We start from the raw sequence: 11,016 nt of genomic DNA, 5'->3' as shown, positions 1-11,016 counted from the left end.
GACTCGCACGAGCCCAGCGTCCTGTGAATCCTCTGTGCGCGTCAGTGCACTAGGCACGCGAATGCTGCAGCTTTCGAGGTCTAGCGATTTAGCAATGTCTTGCTCAGAGCAAGGCTTTCACCGTACTGAACCTCTGATTCGCTGGAAGGATCCAACTTGACCCGTCTTAAAAAGATCCCTTCGAGCTTACTCCTGGGCATCGCGAATATTACTGATGTGGGCTCTGCTCTTTTCCGCGGCATCGCGCTCGCTCACCTTCTCGCTCCAGAACAGTTTGGACTCGCTATCACTGTTTCTGTCGTCGCCGGTATCGTTGAACTTATTACAGATCTTGGAATAACACCTCTCGCCGTACGATCTAATTCCGCCAAAGAGTTGGCCACGCTGCACGCGATATCGATTTTGCGAGGCGGTATCGTCGGCTTTTTTATTATCGCCTGCGCGCCAGTCTTTGCGTGGACGTTCCATACGCCGGCAACGACTCCAGCCTATATTATTGTAGGAGTTAGCTCTCTAATTCGAGGCTTCGCTAGCTTGGACGTCGATGCTCGGACACGTCGATATGATTACAATCCCAAGGTCATCTGCCTGATCGTATCTCAGATCGCCTGGACAGGCACTTCGATCATTTATGCAAGCGTTACGCATGATTTCCTGGCTATGGCAGTGGGCGTATTGACGTTCATGCTAACCTACGTGGCCACGAGTCACATTCTAAGCGCTCAGCCTTGGCGCTTAGCCTGGGATCAAGCCATTGTAGCGGAGTCCTGGCGATATGGTCGGCTGCTTGCCTTAAACGGTATTGCAAATGCGGTCTCGTCGCTTGGCGATCGCGCCTTGACCGGCGCAAAAGTTGGATTATCGCAGCTTGCCCATTACACTGCGCTAACCACCTCAGCGTTGCTTCCGAGAGCTGCTATCTCTCGTTACCTCGGTTCGGTTTACACACCGCATTTTGTTAATGCCGGTCACGATGACCGACAACATATATCCAAATTGTGGGTCATAACTGTCGCCATGATTGGAGGCACTTTTGGCTTTGGGTTCATTGCCCTGGGACAACCTGTGACAGCTCTTGTCTACGGTTCCAGATATCAGGTCGATCAAGCATTAGTCAGCCTCGTGGCCCTTCTTGGGGCAATACGGTATATGGGATGCCTACCGACGCCTCCTGTGCTCGCGTACGGCAAGAACGAGTTGCTTGTGCGTTATACAACGCTATCGATGTCTGGACTCGCGATCGGCGGGGGGCTTCTTTTCATAGCGGGACGTCTAGAATATCTTCTCATTGGTATGTGTGTCGGCGAAGCGGCATCTTTGACATGGCTTATCGCGAACTTCTCAACAGTACTTCCGATCAGTAAGCTGTTCATCTATAAAACAGTTATGGGAACACTGTTCCTGGTTGCCAGCACAGCCCTTACATCGTCTCTATGGGACGGAAACGACCCGCTGTTGCGAGCAGCAATCTGCATGACCGGTACAGTTTTATATGCAATGTTGATGTGGACAAGCCTTGTAGGTGCTAACTGCTCGACCACTCAGCTGCTTCGCGCAGTTGTGCCTTCGAAAGTCGCTCGCGGTAACGCGATTTAACAAATAAGGGCTTATGACCGTGAATGTTCATCGAGGAGCAGCATGCAATACGACATTGTGATCGCGACGCGCAATCGCGCTCAGGCCTTGGCTCTGTCGCTCCCCTTATTCGCAGTTCAGACGCATAAACCAAACAGAATCATCATCGTTGATGCGAGTGACAACCATTCCGAGATTATCGATGTAGCTCATCACGCGCTTGACGAAAGTGCTATCGCCTTCGATGTGCTCCAGTCTTCTGTTCGAAGCTCGGCTTACCAGCGCAACCGAGGCGTTCAGGAGGTGACAGCTCCGATTGTCATGATGCCAGATGACGATTCATTGTGGTTCTCGGACACTGCCGAGGAGACGATTAAGATTTATCAACTCGACCAAGGGCAGCGGGTTGGGGGAGTGACGGCTAGAAGTGTACTTTATTCGCCGATGGATGTAGACACATTGTCGTATAAGCCGGCATCAAACGTGCGACTGAAGGCTCTAATACAGCCATTGCGCGGATCTGTTGAAAACCGATTTTTTAAACAACCGTTTCTTGTCTACGCTGATGATTTGGCAAGTAAGATGGCTCCGCTCACCTGGAGCACACCTTCTCTCGCCCGACGGGTAAATACTGTCGGCGGCTTTCGAATGAGCTTCAGGACGGATGCAATTCGAAGCCAGAAGTTCGATGAGTTACTTGGGTATACATCGGGATATTGTCAGCACGAAGATATGGATGCGTCGTTGCGTATTCAGGGTCAAAACCTTCTTTTGATGAGCGCTGAGCGCAGCCGGGTCTTTCATCATTCATTTCCGGGCAAGCGGAGTGGTGGGTTTAAATACGGGTTCGGTCAGATTGCCAATTACATATACATTTGCTGCAAAGTAATTCCTCGCAACTCGCGTGCGTGGGGGTCTTTTTCGAGATATATGCATTACAAGATTTTTTTGTATAGTATACGTAACGATTTACATTGGAACGAAGTAACAAAGGGAGCTCAATTTGCCTGGAGTAATCGAGCTTTACTTCTAGACGCAAACTTAGAGTCCTTAGGCAGTGCTTTTCGCAGCCTGTGTGACCTCATACCTGAACCAACGGAATAGGGCTGGCTCCTACGGCGTCGACTGTAATATTATATAATAATTAATTTTTATTGAATGACTTACCTCTGGCAGGAATAGTTATTTTCTATGTTAACTTTTTGGGTTTCAGAAGCATACGTGGGTAGGCACAGATAATACAACAGGTGAGGCAGACTTCTTAATTCAGTGTCATGCACGCATCACGAAAGCGGCCGTCTCTCGACAGGACATCAATGGAACGGCATACCCATAATGTACAAGCTGGTACACTACGTGGCTTTTGCCTTGTTGCGAATCAAGAATTATCTCTGAGAGTCATACCAACGTGCGCTGATCAGAACGCATGCGCCCAGTCCCGTAATCCGATGGACATGATGATCCACGGCTGGTCGACGAGCTTGTTCCAGGCCTCGCAACAGTGGCCGACGATGTCGTCATAGTCGGCGAAGATGCGGTTCGACAGCCAGTTGTCGCGCATGAACTGCCAGAAGTTTTCCTGCGGATTGAGCTCGGGGGCTCGCGGGGGCAGGAAGAGCAGCGCAATGTTGCCGGGCACAGTAAACTTAGGGGTCGCGTGCCACCCGGCTTGATCGAGGATGACGACCGCATGAGCGCCCGGATCGACGGTGGCCGAGATTTCGACCAGGTGGCGGTTCATCGCGCCCATGTCGCAGTAGGGCAGAACGCGGCCGGCGCCCTTACCCTTCTTTGGGCAGATCGCCCCGAAGATGTACCCCTCTGCTGTCCACCCCACCAAGCTGCGCTTGGCGTGGGCCCTGGCCAGCTTCGCCAACATGGTGCGCTGATCCTGCGGCGCCGACGACCGCGTTCCCCGGCGGCCCTCCGCTGGCCACCCCGTCAAGCTGCGCTCGCCGTGGCCCCTGGCCAGCTCCGCCCATCGCCGCGTGATCTTGTTCTTCTGGCCTATGCGGTCTCCGTCCTGCCACCAGATCTCGATCTCGGTCCCGTACGGGAGATTGGCCTCGATGGCCGCCAACTCGGCTGGCAAATCTTTTTAAAGCGTTCACCTTGAGCTCGTTCTGGGCATGATGGCGCGGGCGGGCCGAGAGCTTGGCAAAGCCGAGCGCCTTCAACTCGCCTCCGTGCGCGAGCCGCCGTCGTAGATCCGCGCCAGGGCCAGAAACCGTCGCGCCTGATCAGCATCCTTCGTGGCACGCGCCATCCGGCGAAGGGCCATACCATCGAAGTCATCGCGAAGGGGAAGGGGCGTCGCCATGGCAATCTCCAATGCCATGATGATTCAGACTGCCTGAAAACCCCTACGAGTCACGCTCGCCACTGCTGGTATCAGAGAGAATCTTTTCAAAGTCTGAAACCGAACGTTTCCAATCGAAGCGACGCAATTCTTGAGCGGCTCGGTATGCAAGCTGAATACGAAACGGTGAATCTTGCAAAAGATGCTCTACATTGTCTGCTAAAGCCACAACATCACAGGGCGGGCTCATCAGAGCGGTTCGGCCTTGCACCAGAAACTCTTTATGACCGCCAATGTCTGTAACGGCCAGTGCTGCACCGCAAGCGCCGGCTTCATGCGGGGTAAGTCCCCATCCCTCTGACCAACTGGGAGCTATAAATATAGAGGTCTGGCTATACAATCTCTTGAGTTCACTTTGCGGGGGATTTAGGACAAATTGGTAGGGAAAGTCGATGTCTGAGGCTTCGGGACGCGTCAGTCCAAAAAGTGTCAAATCGAAGCTTAAACCCCGGTCGCGTAAGATCCTCAGCGCCTTAATGGCATCCTTGGTACCCTTCCAGTCCAAACGATGGCTTTGCAGTAGGATCGATCCGTCGGCTCTTTGCTCCGGCGGAATAACGGTGTGAAAGAAGTCATGGTCGATTGCATTCGGGACGATATCAGCTGTCTCATCCAGCCCGACAGCAATCTCCTTGAGCCAGGCGGCAATAACAATTTTTTTCAGCGGGAGCCGCCATGTAGCGGTCAACGCTGCGTGATCGCTATTCCACGTCTCGTAATGTTGAATGAAATAAAATTTGCGCCCGGCTTGACTTCCGGCTTGTACAACGCCGTCTGCAGTCTGCCACGCGGAGGCAATGATGACGTCGCCGTCCGGAATGGCACGCGCATCCAGACTGAAATGGCAGGTCGTAGTGACACGAGGGTCAAGCCGAAACCAGTCGCTCGGCAGATAGCGACCTGTCGAGCGATCTCGCCAATACTGCAGCATCGATTTCCAATAACGTTCCCGCGATAGCTGCTCGGGCTGCGGTGCAATTAGATGAACGAGCGTGACTGCATGGCCCCGCTCGGCCAGCCGGTTGGCGTATTCGTAAATGATACGAAATCCGCCGATCGGATAGCGGCCGCTACAGGGCAAGACGAAGGATATTCTCATCTGCCGCCCTGACCATGCTTTGTCGTCAACGTCAATGGCTCGGCTGCCTGTTTCGGCTCCGATAGGCCGGAGGCAGACGACACCATGATGCCGTCTGCCTCCTCGGTCATATCACGCGAAGACTATTCAGTGCGTGTAGGCTCCGATATCCGTTGGCTTAGCACGGGTTTTCCCAGCGTTGTCCAGTGTCGGTGCAAGTAGGGATGAGCCAGCTCCAATCAGGTTGCTTCCCGAACGAAGTCTCAGGTCATAAGCGCCTTTGACATTGTCCAATGTGACAAACTGGCTGGTCAATGTGGGAATTATTATATTCGATAATGCCGTGTTGGTTTGATTGATTCCAATCAGTTTTGAAGACACCAACGCCGTGTAGTTCCCACCAATTACATTGTGATCGTATGTGATATTCGTGTCGTTCATGTAAAGGGTGGGAGCGGTGTTGTTACGGACAATCACATCCTGCGAATGCGTCCCGCCTTTCATGGGATCTACGCGGATCCAACTCACTTGCTTGCTGGGTGCGCTCGCCACGACCGTATTGTTCAATATTCTAAGGCCAGAAGCTCCGTAGACAGAGATGCCATGAAAGCCGTTCGCAACCACGACATTGTTTTGGATCGTCAATCCTTGCCAAAGGCCATCAAAGATCGATATGCCTTGCATCCAACTAGTGTCAGGGTCACCTGTTTTAATGACGGTGTTGCTATCGATCATCACATTGGTGTTACGGATCGGCCCGCTGCTCCCGATTTTTGACCATCCTTGAATGCCGTCGGGATGCCACGGATTGATAGCGGAAGGACTTACGTTGTCTCGGATTGTATTGGATTTTATGATGACGTCACTTGCAGCCGTGTCGATTCCATCATTTGCGAATTTTTCGAACGTATTACCCTGCACTAAAGCTTTATCGGCACCAATGTAGAGCGCATCAAGAACGTTGTAGAACCGGCTAGCCGTGACGCTAGTACAAGTCGGAGACTTGATCTGCATCGTAGTGCGGTAGGGTTTCAGTAGCCAGTCTTTGGCGCTCCAGGCCGAAACGTCGTCAGTCGTCGAAAACGTGTCTCCAGTGAATACTATGTTGCTACTAGTTCCCTGCCACTCACCCCCCCCCAGCGAAATCATATTTGCTCCGTCTCGATTGGCGATATTGACAGGCGGCGATACAGAGGCAGGATCTTCTCCCTGGAATTTGATGCCCTGAAATGCCCAGTTGGCCGCGCTCATCATAAACAGTTGGCTGATCACCGGCGTTTGTCCGGGCGCCGCCATCACGGTCACAAAGTCAGTGTTAAAGGCGTTTCGCACCGTAACGACGCCGTGATTTCCGCTCATCAACATGATGACGTCGCCGGCTTTGATCGGGCCGTTCGGGTTGGCGCTCGAAAGGGGATCTACGCCTCCGACCTTCTTATGAACTTGTGTGGATAGCAGCTTACCGTCAGGCACCAGCACCTCGGCCAGCGTCTTCCATGGCTTGGCGGCCGAGCCGTCTCCGGCAGCGCTTCCCTTGGCAGGGTCGACGTAGAAGGTGTGGTGGCCGGCCTTGAGGGCCGGCACCGCGCAGCCGGGATAGACCGCGGTGGCGGCCTGCGCCACGGCGGGCAGGCCGAGGGTCAGGGCGCAAGACGCGAATGCGAATGCAGTTCGTTTCAACGGGACTCTCCGTGTCTGAAGATGGGTTCACCGTGGCGCGTTTCTGCGTGCAAACGATGAACACCGTTGGATCAATTGCGAACGATCCAGCTTGCCGTGGCGTACCGTCAAAAACCGTCTAGGCCGTTGGCTACAATGCGCGGCACAATGTTCAGGACCGCTTATCAGGATCGACGATAAAGCCCCGCACGCGTGCGCGCCGCATCTCCGGGTCGCGGCGGGATGTCCAGGCATCAGCCGAATCGTCCCGGTCCTGGTTGGTGCTGCCGATCGTCGAGGGCACGTCCGGCATCTCGGCCCCGCCCCGCGTCGGGCTCCCGAGCGAGGCGTCCTCGATGGCGGCCTTGCGGTCGAGCGTAGCGGCGTTCTGATGCAGCGTCGCGTCCTGGGCTCCCGTGGGGGTCGGCGGCGTCATGCTGGCTGTTCCGGCACCGATGCGCTCACGCATGTCGGGGTTCAGCAGGCCGGGCGAGCCATCGCCGGTTCCCACGCGGCCAGCATCGGCCCGGGCTGCGCTATCGTTACCGGCAGCGTCGTGCGGCATGGGCGGCTGGAACCCGTCCTCGCCCGCAAAGCTTGCGCCGAAGCCGGCGGTCGAATTGTCGGGCCGCCCCAGATTGCCGGCGAGCGGCTCGATGCCCTCCTGCCAGCCGGCCCAGCCTTCGGACTCCCAGTCGCGAGCCCGCTCGTCGATGTCGACCGCGCCATCGGCATCGAGAATGTCGAGCGCGCGGTCGTAATCCTCCGGGCCCGTGGTGACGCTCAACACGAAGCCGCCGCGCCGCAATCCTTCCGCATAAGCATGTCGATCGGGCTCGGGCAGGAAAAAGGCTTTCATCGCGTGCCAAAAGCCGCCGTCTTCCGGCAGGATCGGCGCCGCAGAGGCCTCGGCCTCACCGGTCAGGCCGGCGATCGCGTCAGGGGTGAAACCGGCCGCCGTGAGGTCGCGCTGGGCTGCCTCGGCGGCATCCTGGCTGTCGAAAAAGGCGGTGGCGACGCGGCGGCTGGTGTCGGCGGTGGGGTGCGGTGCCATGCTTGGTCTCCCTAGGATGTGGGATCAACGATCGCCCGGTCCTTCGCGTTCCCCTCCGTACTTGTCTGTCTCCTGCGCAATCCGACGGGCACTTGCACCCGTCCGTGCAGTAACCTCAGGGCCCGATGACCTTCCCGTGGCCTGAGCCTTCAGGCTGGATGCGCCATGGCGGCCGCAATGGCGGCGGCGGCGGCACGCGGATCGGCATGGCCCGTGATGGGCCGACCGACCACGAGGTAATCGGCCCCCGCCGCGATGGCTTCGCCCGGCGCGAGCGTCCGCTTCTGGTCGTCCGCCTGGCTGCCATGCGGCCGGATGCCCGGCGTGACGAGGCGAAGCTCGGGTCCCACCAGGGAACGCACGCGAGCCAGTTCGAGCGGTGACAGCACGAGCCCTTGCAGGCCAGCGTCGCGCGCCTGCCCGGCGCGGCGCGCCACGAGCGCCGCCGCGCCCTCCGCATAGCCGGCCGCCGCGAGGTCCTGGTCGTCGGCCGAGGTCAGCACGGAAACGCCCAGGATCTGCAGCCCACCCGAGCCGCGCCCCGCAAGCGCCGCCGCCATAGTCTGCGGATAAGCGTGCACGGTCAGGAAGGTGGCCCCGAGATTGGCGATCTGCGCTGTTGCCCGTGTCACCGTATTGGGAATGTCGTGCAACTTGAAGTCGAGGAACACCTGATGCCCCTTGTCGACGAGGCGGCGGGCCAGGTCGAGGCCACCCGCGAAGGCGAGCTCGAGACCGATCTTATAAAACGAGGCCGCCGGGCCGATGCGATCCACCATGGCGGCTGCGGCCTCGACGCTGGGCAGGTCGAGCGCCACGATCAGGCGGGGGTCGGGCGTCATGCCGGTGAGGTCTCCGTGGTCGCGCTCCCGGCGCGCCTTATGTAGGGAATCCGCCCTGTTCCGGGCGCCCGCGAAAGACCATTGTCATGAAGAAACGTCAACTCGGGGCGCAAGGCCCCCAGGTGTCCGCCATCGGGCTCGGCTGCATGGGCATGAGCGCCTTCTACGGCGACCGCGACGACACCGAATCGACGCGCACCCTGCACCGAGCGATCGAGCTCGGCGTCACCTTCCTGGACACGGCCGACATTTATGGCCCCCACACCAACGAGGAGCTCATCGGCAAGGCCATCAAGGGCAAGCGCGACACTCTTGTGATCGCGACAAAATTCGGCAACCGGACCGATGCGGCCGGCAACCGCTTCGTCGACGGCCGGCCCGAATGGGTGCGCGAGGCCGTCGACGCCAGCCTGAAGCGGCTCGGCATCGATCACATCGACCTGTTCTACCAGCACCGGGTCGATCGCAGCACACCGATCGAGGAAACGGTCGGCGCCATGGCGGACCTCGTGCGGGCCGGCAAGGTGCGCTACCTCGGGCTGAGCGAGGCCGCCCCGGCCACGATCGAGCGTGCCCACAAGGTGCATCCGATCACGGCATTGCAGACCGAATATTCCCTTTGGACGCGTGATCCCGAGGGCGCCCTGCTGGACACCTGTCGCCGGCTCGGCATCGGCTTCGTGCCCTATAGCCCGCTCGGTCGCGGCTTCCTCACCGGGGCCGTCACAGTGGGCAGCCTCGACGCGGATGACTGGCGCCGGCAGAGTCCGCGCTTTTCGGGCGATAACGTCGACCGGAACCAGGTTCTCGCGGACGAGGTGAAGCGGTTGGCCATCCGCAAGAACTGCACGCCGGCCCAGCTGGCGCTCGCCTGGGTGCTGGCCCAGGGTGACGACATCGTGCCGATTCCCGGCACCAAGCGGCGGATCTACCTCGAAGACAACATCGGGGCGCTCGAGGTCAGCCTGTCGAAAGCGGAGCTCGCCGAGATCGACGCCGCCTTCCCGCAAGGGGCCGCAGCGGGTTTGCGCTATCCGGAAGCCGCCATGGGGGCGCTCAACGGCTGAGAACACCGGCTTCGAAGCATGATACCGGGCCGCGGAACAGCATGATCCGTGGCCCGGCCCTCACCCCTTGTGGCGCAACAGCACCCAGGCCAGCATGGCTAAGCCACCGATCAACACCAGGCTGGAACGCCGCAGCCGCGGCCGACGGATCGCCGCGAACCGCAGCATCGGGCGGAATGTGGTCTGCCGTCGCGCCAGGGTGAGGGCCAGAATACCAGGAAGACCGAGCAAGAGCCCGGCGGCGCCCAGCACCGGCACCGCCAGGGCCGACACCGCGTGTCGCCCTTGCGTACCAGGGAGCAACAGCATCGCGCCATCCGCCGTCGCCGTGCGCGGCAGGCAGAACACCGCTGCCGCCAAGCCAAGCAGGACGATCGCACCGAGCAGCAACAGTCCCCCCAGCATGCGGGCCATCAAGCCGTCCAGGTGGGCGTTGTGGGCCTCGCGGCCTTGGCTCACCAGGGCGCTTTCTTGCCGGACTTGGGTTGCTCGAACAGGTCGACCGGCAGCTTACCGCCCGGACCGTCTTCCAGCAGAGACTGGTGCCGCTCGAGGCCGAGCTTCAGCTTGTCGGTCCGCAGCTTCAATTCGAGCTTGGCCTTTTCGGCACGCAGCAGGAACTCGAGCCGCAACCGGCGTCGTTTTTCACGCCAATCCTCGCTGAGCTTGCTGGCTCCGGCCTTGAAGCGCAGCCGCCTGTCACCGATCGCTCGCTCGTCGTCCGCCGCAGCCTCATCCGGCCGGTAGGTCCAGACACGGGCGGGCGGCAGGTTGAGCCAGACGGGTGCCGAAACGCTGGCCCGAAACCCGGTTGGCTGAAACAACTCGTCGAGCCGCGGCACGGGGGAACTCAGGCCATAGGTGAATTGCACGAAGACGCCGGCGGGGTCCAACAGCGTAAAGGCGTCGCGCAACAGGGCCAGCCTTTGCCGCTCGGGCTTCGTCAACAACGGCAAGCTCGACACCACGGCGGCAGCCGGGTGTTGCAGGACCGGCGCCAGCGAGCCGCGCAGGTCATAGGCGTCGCCCTCGATCACGCAGGCCCGGGGATAGCGCCGCTGGAGGAGCTTGCAGAAGTCGGGATCGAACTCGACCAGGATCAGGCGTTCGGGCGCCACGCCGCGGCGGATCAGGGCTTCGGTGACGGGCCCCGTCCCGGGCCCGAGTTCCACAACCGGGCCCTGCAGACTCGGATCGACCGCCATCGCCATGGTGCGGGACAGCACCTTGCCGGATGGCGAAACGGCGCCGGTCGTAAGCGGATTGTCGAGCCAAGCCCGTATGAAGCGTGCCTCGTCACCGAAGCGCTCGCCGGGATGCTTGGTCTTGCCGCGCGGCCCGCGATCGGAGGCGGGGGATGTGTGACGCAATACGACGGTCCT

General features: G+C 59.2%; 10 protein-coding genes and 1 pseudogene. 3 read left to right on the top strand and 8 right to left on the bottom strand.

All coding sequences use genetic code 11. From position 1 onward, the window contains the following. Positions 1-156: 156 nt before the first annotated feature. Both P7D22_RS14265 and P7D22_RS14260 read left to right on the top strand, forming a co-directional pair. Positions 157-1,596 (top strand): oligosaccharide flippase family protein, encoded by a 1,440-nt coding sequence (locus P7D22_RS14265; protein ID WP_319934915.1) that lies wholly within the window; start codon positions 157-159, stop codon positions 1,594-1,596. A 42-nt stretch (positions 1,597-1,638) separates the two neighbouring features. Then, positions 1,639-2,679 (top strand): glycosyltransferase family A protein, encoded by a 1,041-nt coding sequence (locus P7D22_RS14260; protein WP_319934914.1) that lies wholly within the window; start codon positions 1,639-1,641, stop codon positions 2,677-2,679. A 313-nt stretch (positions 2,680-2,992) separates the two neighbouring features. On the opposite strand, the pseudogene P7D22_RS14255 reads toward P7D22_RS14260, so the two are convergent. From P7D22_RS14255 to pyrF, 6 genes and pseudogenes are all read right to left on the bottom strand, one after another. Beyond that, positions 2,993-3,625, bottom strand: a pseudogene (locus P7D22_RS14255) (transposase); the annotation flags it as partial. Positions 3,626-3,748: 123 nt separating this feature from the next. Next, on the bottom strand, positions 3,749-3,895 hold the full coding sequence (locus P7D22_RS23525; RefSeq protein WP_442916091.1) for a hypothetical protein: 147 nt from the start codon (positions 3,893-3,895) through the stop codon (positions 3,749-3,751). Positions 3,896-3,938: 43 nt separating this feature from the next. Beyond that, positions 3,939-5,033, bottom strand: a complete 1,095-nt coding sequence (locus tag P7D22_RS14250) for a glycosyltransferase family 4 protein (protein WP_319934913.1) — start codon at positions 5,031-5,033, stop codon at positions 3,939-3,941. A gap of 126 nt (positions 5,034-5,159) precedes the next feature. Continuing rightward, positions 5,160-6,692 (bottom strand): right-handed parallel beta-helix repeat-containing protein, encoded by a 1,533-nt coding sequence (locus P7D22_RS14245; protein WP_319934912.1) that lies wholly within the window; start codon positions 6,690-6,692, stop codon positions 5,160-5,162. A gap of 151 nt (positions 6,693-6,843) precedes the next feature. Further along, a complete protein-coding gene (locus tag P7D22_RS14240) occupies positions 6,844-7,725 on the bottom strand; it encodes a hypothetical protein (RefSeq protein ID WP_319934911.1) in 882 nt (293 codons plus the stop codon). A 149-nt stretch (positions 7,726-7,874) separates the two neighbouring features. Beyond that, the gene (gene pyrF / locus P7D22_RS14235) at positions 7,875-8,567 is read right to left on the bottom strand and encodes an orotidine-5'-phosphate decarboxylase (RefSeq protein ID WP_319934910.1); all 693 of its coding nucleotides are present in this window, start codon (positions 8,565-8,567) and stop codon (positions 7,875-7,877) included. A gap of 86 nt (positions 8,568-8,653) precedes the next feature. Between pyrF and P7D22_RS14230 the strand changes: the two genes are divergently transcribed. Then, a complete protein-coding gene (locus P7D22_RS14230) occupies positions 8,654-9,634 on the top strand; it encodes an aldo/keto reductase (protein WP_319934909.1) in 981 nt (326 codons plus the stop codon). A 60-nt stretch (positions 9,635-9,694) separates the two neighbouring features. Here the strand turns inward: P7D22_RS14230 and P7D22_RS14225 are convergent, their stop codons facing one another. Then, complete coding sequence (locus P7D22_RS14225; protein WP_319934908.1) at positions 9,695-10,093, bottom strand: hypothetical protein; 399 nt, start codon at positions 10,091-10,093, stop codon at positions 9,695-9,697. Beyond that, the gene (locus tag P7D22_RS14220) at positions 10,090-11,004 is read right to left on the bottom strand and encodes a class I SAM-dependent methyltransferase (RefSeq protein WP_319934907.1); all 915 of its coding nucleotides are present in this window, start codon (positions 11,002-11,004) and stop codon (positions 10,090-10,092) included. Before P7D22_RS14220 ends, P7D22_RS14225 begins: the two co-directional genes overlap by 4 nt. Between the last annotated feature and the right edge of the window lie 12 nt (positions 11,005-11,016).

Source organism: Lichenihabitans sp. Uapishka_5 (assembly GCF_033947565.1).
In the GTDB taxonomy this organism is placed as follows: domain Bacteria; phylum Pseudomonadota; class Alphaproteobacteria; order Rhizobiales; family Beijerinckiaceae; genus Lichenihabitans.
Note: the sequence above shows the minus strand (reverse complement) of the source record. Positions and strands in the feature narration are given on the sequence as shown.

Excerpts from the sequence above, each read along its gene's own strand:
- P7D22_RS14260 (WP_319934914.1), top strand. The coding sequence starts at position 1,639 with ATGCAATACGACATTGTGATCGCGACGCGCAATCGCGCTCAGGCCTTG.
- P7D22_RS23525 (WP_442916091.1), bottom strand. The coding sequence starts at position 3,895 with ATGGCGACGCCCCTTCCCCTTCGCGATGACTTCGATGGTATGGCCCTT.
- P7D22_RS14250 (WP_319934913.1), bottom strand. The coding sequence starts at position 5,033 with ATGAGAATATCCTTCGTCTTGCCCTGTAGCGGCCGCTATCCGATCGGC.
- P7D22_RS14240 (WP_319934911.1), bottom strand. The coding sequence starts at position 7,725 with ATGGCACCGCACCCCACCGCCGACACCAGCCGCCGCGTCGCCACCGCC.
- pyrF (WP_319934910.1), bottom strand. The coding sequence starts at position 8,567 with ATGACGCCCGACCCCCGCCTGATCGTGGCGCTCGACCTGCCCAGCGTC.
- P7D22_RS14230 (WP_319934909.1), top strand. The coding sequence starts at position 8,654 with ATGAAGAAACGTCAACTCGGGGCGCAAGGCCCCCAGGTGTCCGCCATC.